The sequence below is a fragment of the Corallococcus sp. bb12-1 genome (genome assembly GCF_026626765.1).
In the GTDB taxonomy this organism is placed as follows: Bacteria; Myxococcota; Myxococcia; order Myxococcales; family Myxococcaceae; genus Corallococcus; species Corallococcus terminator.
The window spans coordinates 1,164,755-1,184,575 of the sequence record NZ_JAPNJZ010000001.1 but is presented as its reverse complement, the minus strand read 5'-3'; the positions used below and the strand labels follow the sequence as shown (position 1 = coordinate 1,184,575).

Annotated in this window: 17 protein-coding genes; 13 read left to right on the top strand and 4 right to left on the bottom strand. The window is 70.3% G+C overall.

The features are described 5' to 3' along the window. Nucleotides 1-96 precede the first annotated feature (96 nt). The 9 genes from OV208_RS04965 (at nt 97) to OV208_RS04925 (ending at nt 10,203) form a co-directional block, all read left to right on the top strand. Nucleotides 97-1,614, top strand: a complete 1,518-nt coding sequence (locus OV208_RS04965) for an acyl-CoA synthetase (protein WP_267572636.1) — start codon at nt 97-99, stop codon at nt 1,612-1,614. A gap of 244 nt (nt 1,615-1,858) precedes the next feature. After that, entirely contained in the window at nt 1,859-2,596 is a 738-nt protein-coding gene (locus OV208_RS04960; protein WP_267572635.1) for a response regulator transcription factor, read from the top strand. Beyond that, entirely contained in the window at nt 2,593-4,041 is a 1,449-nt protein-coding gene (locus OV208_RS04955; protein ID WP_267572634.1) for a HAMP domain-containing sensor histidine kinase, read from the top strand. Before OV208_RS04960 ends, OV208_RS04955 begins: the two co-directional genes overlap by 4 nt. Before the next feature lie 46 nt (nt 4,042-4,087). Further along, nucleotides 4,088-5,428 (top strand): efflux RND transporter periplasmic adaptor subunit, encoded by a 1,341-nt coding sequence (locus OV208_RS04950; protein WP_267572633.1) that lies wholly within the window; start codon nt 4,088-4,090, stop codon nt 5,426-5,428. Nucleotides 5,429-5,466: 38 nt separating this feature from the next. Next, nucleotides 5,467-6,213 (top strand): ABC transporter ATP-binding protein, encoded by a 747-nt coding sequence (locus OV208_RS04945; protein WP_267572632.1) that lies wholly within the window; start codon nt 5,467-5,469, stop codon nt 6,211-6,213. Then, complete coding sequence (locus OV208_RS04940; protein ID WP_267572631.1) at nt 6,210-7,442, top strand: ABC transporter permease; 1,233 nt, start codon at nt 6,210-6,212, stop codon at nt 7,440-7,442. Before OV208_RS04945 ends, OV208_RS04940 begins: the two co-directional genes overlap by 4 nt. Continuing rightward, nucleotides 7,442-8,839 carry a TolC family protein gene (locus OV208_RS04935; RefSeq protein ID WP_267572630.1) on the top strand — a complete coding sequence of 466 codons (1,398 nt, stop codon included), beginning with the start codon at nt 7,442-7,444 and terminating at the stop codon, nt 8,837-8,839. Before OV208_RS04940 ends, OV208_RS04935 begins: the two co-directional genes overlap by 1 nt. 255 nt (nt 8,840-9,094) lie before the next feature. After that, nucleotides 9,095-9,541 carry a hypothetical protein gene (locus OV208_RS04930; protein WP_267572629.1) on the top strand — a complete coding sequence of 149 codons (447 nt, stop codon included), beginning with the start codon at nt 9,095-9,097 and terminating at the stop codon, nt 9,539-9,541. Between the two features lie 296 nt (nt 9,542-9,837). After that, the gene (locus OV208_RS04925) at nt 9,838-10,203 is read left to right on the top strand and encodes a helix-turn-helix transcriptional regulator (RefSeq protein ID WP_120533728.1); all 366 of its coding nucleotides are present in this window, start codon (nt 9,838-9,840) and stop codon (nt 10,201-10,203) included. Between the two features lie 34 nt (nt 10,204-10,237). On the opposite strand, the gene OV208_RS04920 is transcribed toward OV208_RS04925, so the two are convergent. Genes OV208_RS04920 through OV208_RS04905 form a run of 4 tightly spaced genes read right to left on the bottom strand, consistent with a single transcriptional unit; the run spans nt 10,238 to nt 15,173 of the window. Beyond that, a complete protein-coding gene (locus tag OV208_RS04920; protein ID WP_267572628.1) occupies nt 10,238-11,767 on the bottom strand; it encodes a response regulator in 1,530 nt (509 codons plus the stop codon). Further along, complete coding sequence (locus OV208_RS04915; RefSeq protein ID WP_420714964.1) at nt 11,760-13,808, bottom strand: response regulator; 2,049 nt, start codon at nt 13,806-13,808, stop codon at nt 11,760-11,762. Before OV208_RS04915 ends, OV208_RS04920 begins: the two co-directional genes overlap by 8 nt. Continuing rightward, entirely contained in the window at nt 13,805-14,509 is a 705-nt protein-coding gene (locus tag OV208_RS04910) for a hypothetical protein (RefSeq protein WP_267572627.1), read from the bottom strand. The genes OV208_RS04915 and OV208_RS04910 overlap by 4 nt, the downstream gene beginning before the upstream one ends. Before the next feature lie 4 nt (nt 14,510-14,513). Further along, entirely contained in the window at nt 14,514-15,173 is a 660-nt protein-coding gene (locus OV208_RS04905; protein ID WP_267572626.1) for a cobalamin B12-binding domain-containing protein, read from the bottom strand. Nucleotides 15,174-15,354: 181 nt separating this feature from the next. On the opposite strand from OV208_RS04905, the gene OV208_RS04900 reads away from it, so the two are divergent. The 4 genes from OV208_RS04900 (at nt 15,355) to OV208_RS04885 (ending at nt 19,738) form a co-directional block, all read left to right on the top strand. After that, nucleotides 15,355-15,936: a hypothetical protein gene (locus OV208_RS04900; RefSeq protein ID WP_267572625.1), complete on the top strand. Its 582-nt coding sequence runs from the start codon at nt 15,355-15,357 to the stop codon at nt 15,934-15,936. Nucleotides 15,937-16,131: 195 nt separating this feature from the next. Next, on the top strand, nt 16,132-16,611 hold the full coding sequence (locus tag OV208_RS04895) for an RNA polymerase sigma factor (protein WP_267572624.1): 480 nt from the start codon (nt 16,132-16,134) through the stop codon (nt 16,609-16,611). Continuing rightward, nucleotides 16,608-17,474 carry an ActD-like protein gene (locus tag OV208_RS04890; RefSeq protein ID WP_267572623.1) on the top strand — a complete coding sequence of 289 codons (867 nt, stop codon included), beginning with the start codon at nt 16,608-16,610 and terminating at the stop codon, nt 17,472-17,474. Before OV208_RS04895 ends, OV208_RS04890 begins: the two co-directional genes overlap by 4 nt. Continuing rightward, nucleotides 17,471-19,738: a caspase family protein gene (locus OV208_RS04885; RefSeq protein ID WP_267572622.1), complete on the top strand. Its 2,268-nt coding sequence runs from the start codon at nt 17,471-17,473 to the stop codon at nt 19,736-19,738. The genes OV208_RS04890 and OV208_RS04885 overlap by 4 nt, the downstream gene beginning before the upstream one ends. Nucleotides 19,739-19,821 lie beyond the last annotated feature (83 nt).

The window sequence follows — 19,821 nt, the reverse complement described above, 5'->3', positions numbered from 1 at the left end:
CAGGCTCAGGAGAGCGGTAGCGTAGCGTTGCGTGAACACGCAATGTCCGCATCCTGAATCCAACAGGTCCACCCGCTTCGCTCTAGCATCCGGCGCATGCCCATCGTCCATGACTGGCTGGCCCGGCGGGCGTCGCTCGCCCCGGAGCGCACGGCGCTCATCGATTCGCTCCGTGGCGGACGCCGCATCTCGTGGCGCGAGTGGAACGCGGCGGCGCACCGGACGGCGCTGCTGTTGCTCGACCTGGGTGTGACTCCCGGGGACCGGGTCTCCGTGCTGGCGTACAACGGCGTGGAGACGCTGGACCTGTTGTTCGCCTGCGCGAAGCTCGGCGCGGTGCTCCAGCCCCTCAACTGGCGCCTGGGCGTGACAGAGCTGCGGGGGCTGCTCGCGGATGTCGCGCCCCAGGCCGTCTTCTTCGGGCCTGAGTTCCGTTCCCAGGTGGACGCGCTGCGCTCCTTGCTGCCCCAGATCCGGCATTGGATTCCCCTGGCGGAGCCGCTTCCCGGTGAATGCTCCTTCGCTTCACGCGACGACCTGCCTTCGTCCCGTGCACTGCCTGTCATCCATGTGGATCCGGACTCGCCCTGGGTGCTGTGCTCCACCGGGGGCAGCACTGGCCTGCCGAAGTCCGCCGTGCTCACCCAGGGTTCGCTCACCGCGAATGCCGCGAACACCGTCGTCAGCTGGGGCCTCACCCAGGACGACGTGGCCCTGCTCAACGCGCCCCTGTTCCACACCGGCGGCCTCAACGTGTTCACGCTGCCCCTCGTGTACGTGGGCGGAGCTTCCGTCGTGTGCCGGGGCTTCGACGTGGAGCAGACCTTCGACCTCATCCATTCGGGCACCGTCAGCGCCGTCTTCGGCGTGCCCACCATGTTCATCGAGATGCAGCGCCACCCTCGCTTCGACGCGGTGGACTTCTCCCGCCTCAAGCTGCTCATCAGCGGCGGCGCCCCTTGTCCCGCCCCCGTCTTCGAGCGCTTCTTCGCCCGCGACATCCCCTTCCGCACCGGCTACGGCCTCACCGAAGCGGGACCCAACAACTTCTTCCTGCCCGACCACGCCGTGCGCTCCCACCCGGGCTTCGTCGGCGTCCCCCTGTTCCATGTCGAGGCCCGCATCGACGGCGAACAGCAACCCGGGGACGTGGGCGAACTGTTGCTGCGCGGCCCCCACCTGTGCGCGGGCTATTGGCGCAACCCGGAGGAGACCGCTCGCGCCTTCGTGGACGGTTGGCTCCACACGGGCGACCTGGCCTCCCGCGACGCGGAGGGCTTCTTCCGTATCGAGGGCCGGCGCAAGGACCTCATCATCTCCGGCGGTGAGAACATCCACCCCTCGGAGGTGGAGAGCGTCCTCGCTGGCCACCCCGACGTCGCGGAGGTCGCCGTCATCGGCGTCCCCGACCGCAGGTGGGGCGAGTCCCCCCGCGCCCTCGTCGTCCCCCGGCCCGGCGCCACCCCCACGCTCACGGCGCTCCAGACCTTCTGCGAGGGCCACCTCGCTCGCTACAAGCTGCCCCGCACGCTGCGCCTCCTCCCCGCCCTCCCTCGCACCCCCGCGGGCAAGGTGGACCGGCGGGCGCTCGCCCTGTCGCACGGCCGGGACTGAATTTCGGTCCATGTCGGCCGTCAGCCCTGGAGCGGGATGGCGCCCCCGGGACGGGCCGGTGGCCCCCTGCATGTCCGGCCGGACATGAATCCGTAATATTTGGTCATGAAGCGGAAGCCCCCCAGAAATATGGGGATGTCAGGTTGGGTGTGCGTTCTGGAGGCGGACGGTGGGGCTCCGGTCTTTTGGAGAGAAGCCCGGGTCCCCACTTCCGCCTCTGGTCCGCATCCCGGGAGACCGACCCATGGAGATGACCCCCCGCCCCACGACCTCGGAGGAAGCCACCATCCAGGTGCTGCTCGTCGAGGACGACGAACGCCTGGCCCGGCTCACCGCCCGCTACCTGCAGGAGCACGGCATCATCGTCACCGTCTCCGCGTCCGGCACCGACGCGCTCGCGCAGACGTCCCGCCACACCTACGACGTCATCCTGCTGGACCTGATGCTCCCCGGCCGCGACGGCCTGGAGGTGTGCCGCGAGCTGCGCACCCGCACCGACGTGCCCATCATCATGCTCACCGCGCGCGGTGAGGAGGCCGACCGCGTCCTGGGCCTGGAGTCCGGCGCGGACGACTACCTGCCCAAGCCCTACTCGTCGCGCGAGCTGCTCGCCCGCATCCGCGCCCAGGTGCGCCGCGCGCGGGGCAAGGTGGGCCCCACCAGCCACCCCGTGCACGCGGGCCGGCTGGTGCTGGACCCTCGCAGCCTGAGCGCGTCCCTGGACGGCAAGCCGCTGACCCTCACCACCTACGAGTTCAGCCTGCTGCGCGTGCTCGCGGAGCGCGCCGGCCGCGTCCTCAGCCGGGAGCAACTGCTCGACCTGGTGAAGGGCAGCGCGGACGAGGTGTTCGACCGCTCCGTGGACGTGCACATCTTCCGCCTGCGCCAGAAGCTGGAGGTGGACCCCCGAAACCCGCGCCTGCTCAAGACGGTCCGCGGCGCTGGCTACCTGCTGGCCACCGAAACCGAGGCGGAGCCGTGAAGAAGGCCGGTCGCTTCCTGCGCCTCCCCACCGGACTGCTCGCCCGCATCTACCTGGTGGGCGTCATCCAGATCGTCCTGGTGGCCCTGTCGCTCATGCTCGCGCGGGACTTCCTGCGCAACGAGTCCTGGCGCAACCGCTTCGACGACGAGCTGTCCTACTTCGTCGACGAGTGGACCGCCCTGCGCGACAACCCCGCCGCGCTCCAGGCCTCGCTGGGCCGCGCGCAGCAGCGCATGGGCATGCGCGTCACCCTGCGCGACGTGAGCGGAAAGCTGCTCGGCAACACCCGGCCGGAGCCCGCGCCCGCGCTCAGCGCCGACGAACTGCACGTCACCTCGCGCGTCACCCGCAAGGGGTCGCCCGGGCCCTTTCCCGGTCCCAGCGGGCCGGGCAGGGGCCTCCTGGTGGTGAGCCCCTTTCCGGGTCCCATCCAGGTCTATGCCTCCGTGTCGCTGCCCCCGCCGCCGCCTCCTCCCGACGGAGACCGTCAGACGGCCATCATCGTGGGCCTGGTCCTGGCGTGCACCGCCATCACCTCCGTCGCCTTCGCGCGCACGCTCGCGGGGCCGCTGAAGAAGCTGGCCTCCGCCGCCCGGGCCTTTGGCGCGGGACGGCTGGATGTGCGCGCGGGCTTGCGCCGCAATGACGAGCTGGGGCTGGTGTCGGAGGCCTTCGACGAGATGGCAGGTCGCATCACCCAGCTCCTGCGCTCGCAGAAGGAGCTGCTCGCCAACGTGTCGCATGAGCTGCGCACGCCCCTGTCCCGCATCCGCGTGGCGCTGGACCTGGCCGCGGAAGGCGACGCGCAGACCGCTCGCGAGCTGCTCCCCGACATCACCGAGGACCTGGCGGAGCTGGAGCGCCTGGTGCAGGACGTGCTCACCACGTCACGCCTGGAGCTGGTGACGGAGGGCGCCAGCGGCGCCGCGCCCCCCCTGCGCCTGGAGCACGTGGACGCGAACGCGCTGCTGGACAAGGCCGCCGCCCGCTTCCGGACCTCGCGGCCCCAGCACCGCCTGGAGGTCCAGGTGGACGGGGCGCTCCCGGGGCTGGAGGCGGACCCCGTCCTGCTGCGGCGCGTGCTGGACAACCTGCTCGACAACGCGGGGAAATATTCGGAGGCCGGCACCACCGTGAAGCTGCTCGCCCGGACGGAGGGCGACGGCGTCCAGGTGGAGATTCGCGACCAGGGCATCGGCATCGACGCGGAGGACCTGGCGCGGGTGGGTACGCCCTTCTTCCGCACCGACCGCAGCCGCGCTCGCACGACGGGTGGGGTGGGACTGGGCCTGGCCCTGGTGCGGCGCATCATCGTCGCCCACGGGGGCCGCCTGACGCTGGAGAGCCAGCCGGGGCAGGGCACCACCGCCCGCGTCCTGCTGCCGGCCACCGGGGCGGCGGACACACCGGACGGCCGCCTCGTCGCGGGTCATCTTTCGTAATAGAGACGAGATTCGCCGAAACATTTCAGAACATACAACAAGGGGCATGAAGGCCTTGAGCGAGATGCCGCGGGAAGCGCCGGCCCTGGCGCCGGTGCCATTGGAAGAGGACGAAGGTCGCAAGCGCGGGGGGGTGCCGCGCTGGGCCTGGGTGTTGGGTCTGCTGGTGGTGGCCGCGCTGGTCGTCTTCTGGCGCGTGCGGGCCTCCCGTCAGGCGGACGTCATCACCTACGAGACGACGCCCGCGGAGGCGCGCAAGCTCACGTCCAAGGTGACGGCCACCGGCACCGTGGCGGCGCTGGTGACGGTGCAGGTGGGCAGCCAGGTCTCCGGCCGCATCCAGGAGTTGTTCGTCGACTACAACTCCGAGGTGAAGAAGGGGCAGGTCATCGCCCGCATCGACCCTCAGCTGGTGCAGGCCGCGTTGGACCGGGCGAAGGCGAACATGACCGCCTCGCGCGCCAACCTCCAGAAGGCGCGCGTCAACGCGGACGTGGCGAAGAAGCAGGCCGCGCGCTCGCGCGAGCTGCGCGCCCAGCAGTTCATCTCCCAGTCCGAGCTGGAGACGGCCGAGTCCGCCGCCGCCAGCGGTCAGGCGGAGGTGACGGCCGCGGAGGGCTCTGTCGCCCAGGCGCAGGCGGCGCTCAACGAGGCGGAGGTGAACCTCAAGTACACGACCATCGTGTCGCCCACCGACGGCATCGTCATCTCGCGCAGCGTGGACGTGGGCCAGACGGTGGCCGCGTCCCTCCAGGCCCCGGTGCTCTTCACCATCGCGGAGGACCTGCGGAAGATGCAGATCAACACCAGCGTGTCCGAAGCGGACGTGGGCAAGTTGCAGCCCGGCATGAAGGCGACCTTCAACGTGGATGCCTTCCCCGGTGAGAACTTCCAGGGCGTCATCCGGCAGATCCGCAACGAGGCCATCACGGTGCAGAACGTCGTGACGTACCTGGCCATCCTCGACGTGCCCAACCCGGACCTGAAGCTCAAACCGGGCATGACGGCGAACGTCACCATCGTCACGCAGCAGAAGGATCAGGCGCTCTCCGTGCCCAACACGGCGCTGCGCTACCGGCCCGCGCCCGCGCCGGGAGCTCCCGTGCAGGCCGTGCAGCCGGCGGCGAAAGGCTCGCGCACCCTCTACGTGCTGCGCCGCCAGGAAGGACAGCCGCCGCAGCCCACCGCCGTGAGCGTGCGCACCGGCATGACGGACGGCACGTACACGGAGGTGGTGGAGGGCGAATTGAAGGACGGCGACCGTGTCATCACCGCCGCGAATTCTCCGGCCAGCTCCACGTCCACCACTCCAGCGGCGGCGAGCCCCGTGGGCGGCGCTCGCGGTGGCCCGGGTGGCGGTGGCATGCGTCGCGGCGGGCCGTTCTAGTCATCCACCCACCAGGGCAGGGGAAGGAGGAGAGGCACATGGACGCGGATACGAGACAGACGCCCCCGGTCGTGCAGCTCCGGGGCGTGAGCAAGGTGTACCGCACGGGTGATGTGGAGGTGCGGGCCCTGCGCGGCGTGGACTTCACGGTGGAGTCGGGCGAGTTCGTCTCCATCATGGGCTCCAGCGGTTCGGGCAAGTCCACGCTGATGAACATCCTGGGCTGCCTGGACCGGCCCACGGGCGGGGAGTACCTGCTCAATGGCCGCGATGTCGCGCGGCTGGACCGGGACGGACTGGCGCGCGTGCGCAACCGCACCCTGGGCTTCGTCTTCCAGAGCTTCAACCTGCTGGCGCGCACCACGGCGCTGGAGAACGTGGAGCTGCCCATGCTGTACGCGGGCGTGCCCTCCAAGGAGCGGCGCTCGCGCGCGAAGGAGGCGCTGGAGCGCGTGGGGCTGGGGGCTCGTCTGGACCACCACCCCAAGCAGCTCTCCGGCGGTCAGCAGCAGCGCGTGGCCATCGCTCGCGCGTTGGTGGGAAGGCCGCGCGTCATCCTCGCGGACGAGCCCACGGGCAACCTGGACTCGCGCACCACGGTGGAGGTGATGGCGCTGTTCCAGCAGTTGCAGAAGGAAGGCATGACGCTGGTGCTGGTGACGCACGAACCGGACGTGGCCGAGTACACGCAGCGGGTGGTGGTGGTGAAGGACGGGCGCATCGTGAAGGACCAGCGCCAGTCGCCGCAGCCGGCGGTGGTCCCGGTGGAAGAGGTGGGCACGTGAACATCCTGGAGACGTTGGTCCTGGCGCTCAGGGCCCTGCTTCGTTCCAAGACGCGCTCGGTGCTCACCGCGCTGGGCATCATCATTGGCGTGGGCGCGGTCATCGCCATGGTGGCCATTGGCGATGGCGCGAAGGCCAGCGTGCAGAAGGTCTTCGACTCCATGGGCACCAACATGCTCATCGTCATGTCGGGTTCGTCCCGCTCCGGCGGTGCGCGCGGCGGCTTCGGCAGCCAGCCCACGATTACCTGGGACGACCTGGAGGCCATCCGCACGCAGTTGCCCAGCGTGCGCGGCGCGGCTCCGGAGATGCGCTCCAACGCGCAGGTGTTCTCCGAGGACCAGAACTGGAACACCAGCATCATCGGCACGACGACGGACTACTTCATCGTGCGCAGCTGGACGATGGCGCAGGGCGCGCGCTTCACGGACGCGGACAACGAGGCGGGCGCGAAGGTGGCGGTGCTGGGCCAGACGGTGGTGGACAACCTGTATGGCAAGGGCTTCAACCCGGTGGGCCAGGTCATCCGCATCAACAAGACGCCCTTCACCGTGGTGGGCGTGACGACGCCCAAGGGCCAGTCCCCGGTGGGCCAGGACTTCGACAACACGGTGTTCGTGCCGGCCACGTCGTTCCGCCGGCAGGTGCAGGCGCAGACCATGGGCGCGTTCATCACCGGCACGGTGTTCGTGCAGGCGGCCTCCGCGGACCTGACGTCGCGGGCGCAGTCGGACGTGACGCAGCTCTTGCGCGACCGGCACCGGCTGGGCGAGGGCGACGCGGACGACTTCGACGTGCGCAACCTGGCGGAGGTGGCCAGCGGTCAGCAGCAGAGCACGGAGACGATGAGCATGCTGCTGGCGGCCATCGCGGCGGTGTCGCTGGTGGTGGGCGGCATCGGCATCATGAACATCATGCTGGTGAGCGTCACCGAGCGGACGCGCGAGATTGGCGTGCGCGTGGCGGTGGGCGCTCGGCCCCGCGACATCCTGGCGCAGTTCCTCATCGAGGCGCTGACGCTGTCGGTGCTGGGAGGAATCATCGGCGCGGCGGTGGGCCTGGGCGTGGCGAAGCTGCTCGCGGCGCAGTTTGGTTGGCCCATGCTGGTGCGCCCGGACGTGGCGCTGCTGGCCATCGGGTTCAGTGGTTTGGTCGGTGTTGTCTTCGGGCTGTATCCGGCGCGCAAGGCGAGCCTGTTGGATCCCATCGATGCCCTGAGGTACGAGTGATGCGCGCGCTTCCGTTGACGCTCTCGTTGTGGGTCCTGCCCGTGGTCGCGGGGGCCCAGGCTCCGGCCGCCCAGCCGGGCGCGACGCCCACCACGCCGGCTCCGGTGAAGCAGTCCCTGTCGATGGCGGCTTCAGAGGGGCGCGTCATCTCCCTGGCCGAGGCCGAGACCGCGGCGCGCGAGTACCTGCCGACGCTGCGCTCGGCGCAGGCCAGCACGGATGCGGCGCGGGCCCGGGTGGATCAGTCCTTCTCCAGCTTCCTGCCGCAGGTGAACGCCAACGCTGGCTACACGCTGGGCACCAGCAACCGGGCCGTCATCCAGAACGTGCCTGGCAGCGACACCGCCGTGGTGTCCAACTCCACCCGACGCTTCAGCGGTGGCATCTCCGCGAACCAGCTCATCTACGACTTTGGCCGCACCTCCGGGCGCTACAACATCTCGAAGGAGAACGCGGGCGCCCAGGAGGATTCCCAGCAGCAGGTGCTCCAGGACTCGCTGCGCAATGTGCGCACCGCGTACTTCAACGTCCTCACGCAGAAGGCCCTGCTGGGCGTGGCGCGGGAGACGCTCCAGAGCGAGCAGGCCCGGCTCAACCAGGTGAACGCCTCCGTGCAGGTGGGCACCCGCCCGGAGATCGACCTGCTCCAGCAGCGCACGGCGAAGGCCAACGCGCAGGTGCAGCTCATCCGCGCGCAGAACGCGTACGCCACGGCGAAGGCGCAGCTCAACCAGGCCATGGGGGCGGAGACGTCCACCGACTACACGGTGGAGGACGTGACGGTGGCGGCCGTCCCCGGCGAGGACGAGTTGCTGGACGCGCTGGTGCTGCGCGCGCTGGAGTCCCGTCCGGATGTCGCGGCGCGTGAGCGGCAGGTGCGGGCGCAGGAGCTGCAAATCAAGGTCACGAAGAGCGGCCACTGGCCCAGCCTCAGTGCCACGGGCAACGTGTCGGACGTGGGCGAAAGCCCGTTCAACGGCGCCACGCTGAGCGCGTCGGGTGGGCTGTCGCTGAGCTGGGCGCTGTTCCAGGGCGGACTCGTCAACGCGCAGACGCGCGAGGCCAACGCCAACCTGCGCGACATCCAGGCGCAGAAGGACGCGCTGCGCCAGCAGGTGCGGCTCCAGGTGGAGCAGGCCCGGCTGAACGTGGTGGCCACCCGCGAGGCGCTTACCGCCGCGGACGAGGCGCAGGTGAATGCGCGCGAACGGCTGCGGCTGGCCGAAGGTCGCTACCGCGCGGGCGTGGGCAACATCATCGAGGTCAGCGACGCGCAGGTGGCCTTCACCAACGCCGCCGCCCAGCAGGTGCAGGCGACCTACGACCTGGCCACCTCCCGCGCGGAGCTGGCGCGGGCGCTGGGCACGGTGGAGCTGAGCACGGTCGCCTCGCGGTAGTCGCACTCCCCCGTGCAGGGAAGGGGGGGCGGCCGGGGACTCCCTGGCCCCCTGCCCGCGTCACCCTGGACCGAGTGGAGGCGTGTGCCGGGCGCGTGTGGCCCGGCGTGCATTTCACGCGTTCATCCACCGGAACCCGGCGTTCATCGCCCGTTCATCTCCAGCACCTATTCCCAGGCTCACCCAGGCAGGCCCGCATCCCCGCTCCCTTCCGGGATGCGCCTGCCTGCCTCCACCTGCGTGACCGGAGCGTGCATGGGAGCGAGCAGCAGGGGCGTGGAGAAGGACGTGGCCGCGCCGAGCGCAGGACGCGAGGCACGCCTGGGCCGGTGCGGCGTGCTGACGCTGCTGGTGCTGATGGGGGGCCTGTGCGGCGGCTGCCCCGAACCGCCCCTGTCGGGCGCGCCGGACGCGCGCTTCAGCACGCCCGTCTTCGAATCGAGCGCGGCGCCGGACGACGGCTGCGATCTCAACGGCGACGGCACCGCGGAGGCCGTCACGGTGGACTCCGCGACGCCGGTGACGGCGCGCTGCCTGGGAGACTGGGACGGCGACGGGTACGCGGACGTGGCCGTACGTCCGCTGGATGACGCGCGCTCCGTGTATCTGTTCCGGGGTGGACCCACGCGCACCGGACTGCTGTCGCTGGACTCGCCGGACGCCGTGTATCTGGGGGGTGCTGAAAACACGAGCCAACCCTGAAGGGTGGCAGTGGCGGCAGGACGCCCGGACACCGTAGGAAATTTCGCCTCCAACGTGCTGGGTCACCTCCCACAAAGCCCGAAAAAGAGTGTGGATGGACCCGAACCGGGGCATTCTCCGAGGGCGCTCCGTCTCAGAAGTGGCCCGGGTGTCGAGGTTGCCCGGACTCCGAAAGTCCACCTTCCGCGCAGCGACCCTATGGGTGAACAATGGGAGGCTGACCCGGCACGTTCTGTCTGTCTGCCTCTATACGTCCTATGCCGTCGGCCAAACGTTTCGGGTCGGCAAGCAAAGGCATGGACAAGAAACTCGCAACCACCATCGGCGCATCCGCACGGGTCGCCCGGGGCCGCATGGAGCTCACGCAGGCCGACGTGGCCGAGCGGATCGACGTGGCCACGGAAGTGTATGGCCGCCTGGAGCGAGGCGGCATGCTCCCCAGCGTCCAGACCCTGTTGAAGCTGTGCCACGAGCTGCATGTCTCGGCGGATGAGCTGCTCGGATTGGCGGCGCAGGGGGTCACTCCCGCGCGTGCCAACGAAGCTCCTCCGCCCACGCCCGAGCGCCCGGAAGTGCGCCGGCTGCTGCGCAGTGTCCGGCAGCTTGATCCTGCCCAGGTGAAGCTCCTGGGCCTGGTGGCCAACGCACTGACGCGGCGGTAACTCCCGCCGCGCGGTCGTCGTTGATCACCCCGCTTCAGAGATTCGACAGGATGCGCTCCAGGTCGGCCGGACGCACCGGCTTGGTGACGTGCAGGTCGAAGCCCGCCTTCAGGGCCCGGCCCTGGGCTTCCACCTCGCCGTAGCCCGTCAGCGCCACCAGGCGGATGTTGTGCCCCACATGCGCTCGCAGCGCCTGTGCCACCTGGTAGCCGTCCACCCCGGGCAACCCGATGTCCACCAGCGCCACGTCCGGCGCGTGCGTCAGCGCCAACTGCACGCCCTGCACGCCGTCCGGTGCCACCGCCACCTGGTGGCCCCACAGTTCCAGCAGTTCGCGCATGGACTGGCGCGCGTCCGAATTGTCCTCCACCAGGAGGATGCGCCGCGCCTGGCGCGCGTCCACGGCGTTCGCCGCGTTCAACTGGGGGATGCGCTCCGGGGCGAGCAGGGGCAGCTTCACCACGAACTCGCTGCCTTCTCCGTAGCCGCCGCTCGAAGCCTCCACGCTGCCGCCGTGCATCCGCACCAGTGTGCGCACCAGGGTCAGCCCGATGCCCAGGCCGCCTCGGGAGCGCTCCAGGGACGTGTCCACCTGGGCGAAGAGGTCGAACACCCCCGCCAGCTTCTCCGGAGGGATGCCGATGCCGGTGTCCTTCACCCGCAGCACCGCCTGCGCGCTGCCGTCCACGCCCTCCTGGAACAGCTCCACGGACACGGTGCCCTGGTCCGTGTACTTGGCCGCGTTGTCCAGGATGTTGGTGAAGATCTGCTCCAGCCGCGTGGCGTCGCCCTCCAGCCAGAGGGGCGTGTGGGGCAGCCGGACCTCCAGCTTCAGGCCGCGTGCCTCCACGCGGGGCCGCAGGATGGAGAGCACCTGCTGGAAGCTCTCCGCCAGGTCCAGCGGCTCCTTGCGCAGCTCCACCTTGCCGCGGGTGATGCGGCTGACGTCCAGCAGGTCATCCACCAGCCGCGCCAGGTGGTGCGTCTGGCGCTGGATGATGCCGTGCATCCGCGCTTCCTTGGTGTCCACCGGCCCCTTGCGCTCCAGGATGCCAATGGCCGTCATGATGGCGGCCAGCGGGTTGCGCAATTCGTGGCCCAGCATGGCCAGGAATTCATCCTTGCGCCGGTCCATCTCGATGAGCTGATCCGTGCGCAGGCGGGCCTGCTGCTCCGCGTGGCGCAAGCGGAGCAGCGAGCGCACCGTGGCGATGAGCTCCGACGGCTCATAGGGCTGGGTGAGGTACGCGTCCGCGCCCCCCTCCAGGCCCTGCACCTTCTTGTCCGCCGTGATGAACGTCGCGGACGTGTGCATCACCGCGATGGCGGACGTGGCGGAGTTGGCGCGCAGCCGGGCGCAGACTTCATAGCCGCTGATGTCCGGCAGCTTCACGTCCAGGACGATGACGTCCGGGCGGTGCTTCTCCGCCATGAGGAGCGCCGCCATGCCGGTGGCCGCCTCCAGCACGTGGTAGCCGGACATCTCCAGGATGCGGTTGACGAGGTACCGGTTGGCCTCGTCGTCGTTGACGTTGAGGACCGTGGCCATGCGCTGTTCAACCACGGGGATTGTTCTCCCTCAGGTCCCGGGTGCCCAGGCCCGCCTTGGTCAGCGCGTCGCGGATGCGCGTGATGGCCACTTCCCGGCTCAGCGTGTGCTTGGCGAGGATGGCGGACGTTTCGCGCGACAGCCGCTGGCGCTCCGACTCCTGCAACTGGTGGGACGTGTGCAGGATGATGGGGATGTCGCGCGTGCGCGGATCCGCCTTCAGTTCGTCCAGCACGTCGAAGGCGGTGATGTCCGGCAGGATGAAGTCCAGGAAGATGAGGTGCGGCGCCTTCTCCCGCGCCAGCCGCACGCCGTCGCGACCACCGGCGGCCTCCAGCAACTGGTAGGGCGTGTCCTTGAGCAGCTGCTTGAGCAGGTAGCGGTGCACGTCGTCGTCGTCGATGATGAGCACCCGCTCCACCGGCCCGGTGCGCGCGAGGGCGGTCAGCTTCTTCTGCAGGCGGACCTCGTCCACCGGCTTGAGCCAGAACTCGTCGGCGCCCAGGGCGCGGGCCTTCTGTTCGCGGTCCGTCACGGTGACGACGAGGATGGGGATGTCGCGCGTCTGCTCGCCGTTCTTCATCTCCGCGAGGAAGTTCCAGCTCGTCTCGCCCTCCAGCATCACGTCCAGCACCATGGCGGCCGGACGCACCCGCTGCATCATCTTGCGAGCGTCCTCCACCGTGCGCACCGGCAGCACCTGGAAGCCGGAGCGCGCCAGGTACTTCTCGTAGAGGAACAGCGTCTGGCGGTCGTCCTCCAGCACCAGCACCGGCGCCCGCGACGGATCCAGGTTCTGGCTGCGCAGCGCCAGCCCCGTCATCTCCGAAACCTCCACGTGGACGCGCGGCAGGACGACGGTGAAGGTGGCGCCTTCGCCCAGCGCGCTATTCACGCCCAGCGTGCCCCCCAACAGCTCCGCCAGCTTGCGCGCCAGCGGCAGGCCCAGGCCGGTGCCCTTCACCTGCCGCTGCAGGGGGCCATCCACCTGGATGAACTCCTCGAAGACGCGCTCGTGGTTCGCCGGCGCGATGCCGATGCCGGTGTCCTTCACGGTGAACTCCACCGTGTCGTGCGGGCCGGGGGCCACGGACACGGTGATGGAGCCGGACTCGGTGAACTTCACCGCGTTGGAGACCAGGTTGCGCACCACCTGGCTGAGCTTGGCCTCGTCCGTCTCCATCTCCAGGCCGCCCGGTGGCGTCTCGAAGTTCAGGGCCACCTGCGAGTCCGGCGGGAGCAGCGGGCGCGTCATGCCGCGCAGGGCGCTCATGAAGTCGGACACCGCGAAGTGCGTGTGGCGCAGCAGCGTCTTGCCCGACTCCACCTTGGACAGGTCGAGCAGGTCGTTGACGAGCTCGAACAGCGATTCAGCGGAGCTGCGGATGAACTGGACCTGCTTCTCCTGCTCCGCGTCGAGGCTGCCGTTGAGTGGGTTGAGCAGCACCTTGGACAGCCCGAGGATGGAGTGCAGCGGCGTGCGGAACTCGTGGCTGACGTTGGCCACCACGCGGCTCTTGATTTCAGAGGCGCGCTGGAGGCTTTCGGCCTTCTCATCCAGGGCGGCGTGCAGGCTGCGCACGCCCTTGTTGGACTCCTCCAGCTCCTTGTTGAGGCGGGACAGCTCCTCCGCGCGCAGCTTGAGTTCGTACTGCTGGCGCGCCGTCTCGCGGTGCAGCGCGGTGAGTTCTCCCAGCGTGGTGCTCACCTGGGTGAGCGCGGCGCCGTAGTCCTCCGGCACCAGACTGCCCACCAAGGCCACGCCGCCCTCGTGGGGCCGGGCGCGGAAGGCGAAGGTGACGGGCTTGTGGTCGCGCTGGAGGATGAGCTCCCAGCCATCCACCGCTTCGTCGAGCGCCTGGACGAGCAGCTTCTCCACCTTGCTCTCGCTGCCGGCGCTGGCGAGGCTTCGCAGGCTCTGTCCGGGTTTGACGCCCAGGAGGCGCGCGGCGCGTTCGTCGCGCCAGACAACGGTCCCCTGCGCATCACAGGCCAGCGCCAGCTCGCGACTGAGGGACTCGAAGATCCCGGGGTCGCGCTCATCCAGTTGCATCATGAGGGAAGCTCCTCCCATGAATCGTGTGCACGCGCGAGCAACGTCCATGCCTCCGCGTGCTCAGGTCCCAAGGCCGCCCTCAGGGCGTCCAGGAGGTGGGGAAAGGTCAGGGGGGCAAGCCCCCGGCGGGGCCAGAAGCCCGCGTACCACCGCAGATGCGCCTCCCACAGGTCGGTGCGGTCCAGGGCCACCGCGTCCGAGAGATAGGACAGGTGAAGGCGTGCCTCTTGTTCCAGGGACTGGCGGTTTCCGGGGAGAAGTCCGTCTTCCAGCAGTCGGGCCACGTCCTCGACGAGGGCGGGCGAGGCGGCCTCCAGACGGTGGGCGGGCCCTTCCGGGTAGCGGAGGGCGTCACGGCCGGCCTGGACGTAGATGTGGGGAAGGGTGCCTGAGCCGAAGCCTTCCGCCTGGAGGGCGAGCGAGAGGCCTTCGAAGTGCTGGTCCAGGTGGAGGGAGCACATGCCCCGGGTGACGAGCAGGGTGCGCAGCCAGCGGGCGTAGTCCTCCAGGATGGCGGGACGGTCCGCGTCGAGCGCCTGGACGAGGTAGCGCACGTGGAAGACGGCGTCCTCGTCTCCGAAGCGGCGGGCGCGCTGGGGGCCATAGCGGGCGTCCCAGAAGGGGTCGGCCCACAGGGGCTGGATGGAGGCGGCGGCCAGGGTGCGCGTCAGGGCTTCCACGGCCTGGCTCACGGTCGGCATGGTGTCAGACCCCCAGGGTGCGGCAGGCGGAGGAGACCAGCTCGCGGGCGCTCTTGCCGAAGAAGGCCACGCCCAGCTCTTCCTTGAGGACGGGGCCCCAGTCGAAGGCGAGTCCGCCCACGGCGATGGGGAGGCGCGGGGAGACTTCGCGCACCTTGAGGACGGCCTCGCGGACCTGGGGCATGTGGAAGGGCATGGTGATGGAGAGGGCCAGCAGGTGCGGAGGGGTTTCGCGCACCATGCGGGCCAGGTGGTCCGCGGGGACGTTGGCGCCGATGAAGCGCACGTCGAAGCCGGCCATCTCCAGGAAGTCGCTGGCCATGCGCGCGCCCACCTCGTGCAGTTCGCCCTCCACGCACGCCATCATCACGACCTTGCCGTTGGACGGGTCGCGGGGCAGGTGGCGGTACAGGTGGGCCAGGACGAACTGGGAGATGGCGGTGGCCATGTGCTCCTGGGCCACGGAGATGCGGTTCTCCTGCCAGAGCCGGCCGATTTCGTACTGGGACGCCTGGATGACTTCCAGGTGCAGGTCCTGGAGCGGCACCCCGCACAGCAGACCTTCGTCGACCACGAGGCGCAGGGCCTCCTGGCGGTTTCCGGAAAGCTGGGCCGCGAGATAGCGCTCCCGCAGCGTGGAGATGGCAGGGGTGTGGTGGATCACGAGAGTGGCTTCCCGGGAGGACGGGGCAGGGTAGGGATGAACCTGCGTTCGATAAACCCAGGGTTTCTCACGCGCATCGGGAACCCGACACTTGGCGGCCATCCGAAGCAGGCGCGCGTCTCTCTGCTTGATGGGCAAGGGGGCGTTGGGGCTGGCGGGGCCTCTGCGGTAGGGAGGCTGCATGCAAGGACGGCTCGTGACGCTGAGAACAGTCGTGCTGGTGATGGGACTGCTGGGCTGCGCCCGGAGGCCCGAGCCACTTTCGACTCCGGTCCTCGACGACAAGGCCGTCCACTTCCCGGTGCCCTCCGGCGCCGAGGCCATCCGGGTGGGGACGGCCGGTGTGCCCGCCGTGCTGGATGGCGAGACGCTGCGCGCGCTGATGATCGTCTCGCGGGACCTGTTCCCGCTGGGGAGCGCGGCGTCCTCCTGTGACAGCCGGCCGGAGTCCTTCACGTACCGCGTCCTCCGGCAGGACGGCCTGCTCTTCGTCTACGTGGACGAGGAGCCCTCCGCGTGCGGCCGGCGGTTTCCGGCGCTCGACTCCAGCGCGAAGTACGCCCTCCGCGCGGATGGACGCATCCTCCGGCGCGTGGTCGACGGCGTGGACGCCGATGATGAACTGCGCGGCGTGGTGTTGCCGGATGGCGGGATGGGGACCGTCCTCGTGCCTCCGACGATGGGGGCGCTCCCGATGGACGGCGGCCTCCCCACCGCTCCCGAAGAGGACGCGGGGCCGCTGTCTCCTCCCGTCGGGCGGTGACTTGGAGGGGTGGGCGGGTGTGCTCTCTCCGCGTTCATCCCGAGGCGCCAGCCGGCCGGACGTGCTGAAGGACTTCGCCGGGGTGGGGTGGCCGGACCGGGGGGAAACGGGGTAGGGACGCCGCTTCTTCGAAAATGCCGGTGACAGACTTTCGGGGCACCGGTGTTCCCCTGGTCCGACCCAGGAGCGTGCGCGGTGTCCGTTGATGTGGAGGCCTATTACCGACGCTACGGCCCCCAGGTGCTCCGGCGCTGCCGCTTCCTCCTGCGCTCCGAGGAACAGGCCGTGGACGCCATGCAGGACGTGTTCGTGCAACTGCTTCGCTACCAGTCCGCCTTGAAGGACGCCGCGCCTTCCAGCCTGCTGCATCAGATCGCCACCCGCGTGTGCCTCAATCGCCTTCGCGGCGCGAAGCGGCGCCCGGAGGACCGGGACGACGAGCTGGTCCTGCGCATCGCCGCCTCCGGTGACATGGAAGCACGCGCCTCCGCCCGGGGCATGCTGGACAGGCTCTTCGGACGGGTGCCCGCGTCCAGCCGGGACATCGCCGTGCTCCACCTGGTGGACGGCATGACGCTGGAGGAAACCGCCCGCGAGGTGGGCCTGTCCGTGTCCGGGGTGCGCAAGCGCCTCAGGGCCCTGTCCGCTGTCCTGCAGGAGCTGGAGGCCGCATGACGTCCCCCCACCGCACCCCGGATTGGCTGCTGGAGCGCATCGCCCTGGGGGAACTGCCCCCGGACGAGCTCGCCGCGGCCCGCGCCCGACTCGCCCAGGAACCCGATGGGCCCTCCCGCCTCGCCGCCCTGGAGGCCGACTCCCGCGCCACCCTCCAGGCCCTGCCTCCCGACACCGTCGTGCGCGAAGTGAAGGCCCGCTTCGCCCGCACCGCCGGTGCCGAAGGCGCCCTGCTCTCCGTGGCGCCCTCCCGAGCGGAGGCGCCCGCCGCGCGCCCTTCGTGGCGCTTCCTGCCCATCCTGGTGCCGGTGCTCGCGGGGGCGACCCTGTTCGTCATCGCGCGGCCCCTGTCATCCACCGACGGACGGGAGGCGCGGGACGCCTGGACGGAAGTGGGCGGCACCGGCGTCCTGGAGCCCACGCGCAGCAAGGGCCTGCTGCCTCGGCTCGACGTGCACCGGCAGGCCTCCGCCCGCACCGAGCGCCTCACCGACGGCGCCCAGGCCCAGGCCGGTGACGTGGTGCAGTTGTCGTACACCGCCGCCGGCAAGGCCCACGGCGTCATCCTCTCCGTGGACGGCCGGGGCGCCGTCACCGTGCACCAGCCCGACACCGGCGACACGTCCGCCGCGCTGGAGCGCTCCGGCACGCACCTGCTGCCCCGCGCCTATGAGCTGGATGACGCGCCCGCCTTCGAGCGCTTCTTCCTCATCACCGCCGACGCGCCCTTCGAACTGGACGGCGTGCTGTCCGCCGCGCGCGTCCTCGCCGCATCCCCCGACGCGCGCACCGCGCCGCTGCTCCTGCCCGTGGATGTAGAACTCGGGCAGACGTCCTTCCTCCTGGAGAAGTCCCCCCGATGAGAGCGCCCGTCCTTGTCCTGCTGCTCTCGTTGCTGATGGTGCCCCCGGCCTTCGCCGCCGAAGCCGTCGCCGTGCGCCGGCTGGCCTTGCTCGTGGGCGTCAACGATGGCGGCCCTGAACGCGTGAAGCTGCGCTACGCGGACACCGACGCGAGAGCCTTCTCCCAGGTGCTGTCGGAGCTGGGCGGCGTGCTGCCCCAGGACCGCGTGCTGCTCACGGACGTGGACCGCGCGGGCGTCCTGGACGGCTTCGAGCGCGTGCGCAAGCTCGCGGAGGGCGCGAAGGCCTCCGGCGCCCGGCGCGTGGAGGTGCTGCTGTACTACTCCGGCCACTCGGACGAAGAGGGCCTGCTGCTCAAGGGCCAGCGCATGGACTACGGCGAGCTGCGCCGCGCGCTGCAGGGCCTGCCCGCGGACGTGCGCATCGCGGTGCTGGACTCGTGCGCGTCCGGCGCGTTCGCCCGTCGCAAGGGCGGCGTCGCCCGGCCCGCGTTCCTCGTGGACTCCGCCATCCAGGTGAAGGGCCACGCCATCCTCACCTCGTCCAGCGCGGACGAGGCGTCACAGGAGTCCGACCGGCTGGGCGGCTCGTTCTTCACCCACCACCTGGTGTCTGGCCTGCGCGGCGCCGCGGACGTCACGCACGACGGCCGTGTCACGCTGACGGAGGCGTACCAGTTCGCCTTCCACGAAACGCTCGCGCGCACCGAACGCACGCAGGGCGGCGCGCAGCACCCCAACTACGACATCGAGCTCGCGGGCACCGGCGACCTGGTGATGACCGACCTGCGCGCCACCACCGCGGGCCTCCTGCTCACCGAACCGCTGGAGGGCCGGCTGTATGTGCGCGACGCGGTGGGCACGCTGGTGGTGGAGGTGCAGAAGGTGTCCGGCCGCTCCACCGAGCTGGGCCTTGCCCCCGGCGCCTACCGCGCGCGGCGCGAGCTGGGTGGCAGTGTGTCCGAAACGGCCTTCACGCTGAAGGAAGGCGTGCGCACGCCGCTGTCCCCCGGCGACTTCATGAGCGTGGGCAGCGAGGCCACCGTGATGCGCGGCGGTGCGGGCGGGATGTCGATGCCTTCGGGGGGCCGGGTGCTGCTGCCGGTGAACCTGAGCCTCATCCCGGCGGTGAGCACCAACCAGCTCCGGGCCGGCGACGCACAGGTGGAGAACCGCTTCGCGCTGGGCGCCATCAACGGCGGCACGGCGCTCGCGGGCGGGCTGGCGCTGGGCCTCCTGGGCAACGTGTATGACGCGGAGGTGGAGGGCGCGGCGCTGGCCCTGGGCTTCAACGTCGCGGGCGGAGAGGTCCATGGCGCGCAGTTGTCACTGGTCACCAACGTGGCGCGGATGGGGGTGGCTGGCGTCCAGGCGGCGCTGGGGCTCAACCTCTCCAACGGGGACGTGGACGGCGTGGGACAGCTCTCGCTGGGCGCGAACATCGCGCGGGGCGGGATGCAGGGCATGCAGGCGACGCTGGGTCTCAACGTCGCCACCCAGGATGTCACCGGCCTGCAACTGGCCCTGGGCGTCAACCACGCGAACGGCGCGCTCCACGGCGTCCAGTTCACCCTGGGCGTCAACTCCGTGGCGGGGGACATGACGGGCTTCCAGGGCACGCTGGCGCTCAACCGCGCGCATTCGCTCTCCGGCATGCAGTTGGGGTTGATCAACGTGGGCGGCGACGTGACGGGCATGCAGTTGGGGTTGATCAACGTGGCCAGCGTGGTGCACGGCGTGCAGTTGGGGCTCGTCAACGTGTCCCAGGAAGTGAACGGCGTGCCGCTGGGCCTGCTCACCTTCGAGAAGAAGGGGCAGTTCCACCTGGAGGTGTTCGGCAGCGACCTGCAGCTCACCAACGTGGCGCTGAAGTTCGGCGGCAAGCACCTGTACACCACGTTCATCGCGGGCATCGGGCCGGACGACCGCTTCCAGCGCTTCAGCCTGGGCCTGGGCCTGGGCGGGCACATCCCGCTGGGCTCGCGCTTCTGGGTGGACGTGGACGCGGCGGGCAGCAACGTGCTGTCCACCGACAACCCCTTCTCCGACAACACCGGCAACCTGCTGGCGCAGGTGCGCGCCATGGTGGGCTTCCAGGTCATGTCCCGGTTCGCCGTGTTCGGCGGCCCCACCTACAACGCGTGGTTCACCTGGGGGGACCCGGGCTTCGCGAAGCTGTCCACGCTGCCGGTGCGCTCGCACGACCTCAGCACCACCCGGCGCGTGCAGCACTGGCCCGGCTTCCAACTGGGCGTGCGCATCTGATCAGCAGCAGGCTTCCAGGCTCCGGCCACGCACGACCGGGACCGCGTGCAAGCGGTCCCGGCGGGGCCAGGGGCCTTCGCCCC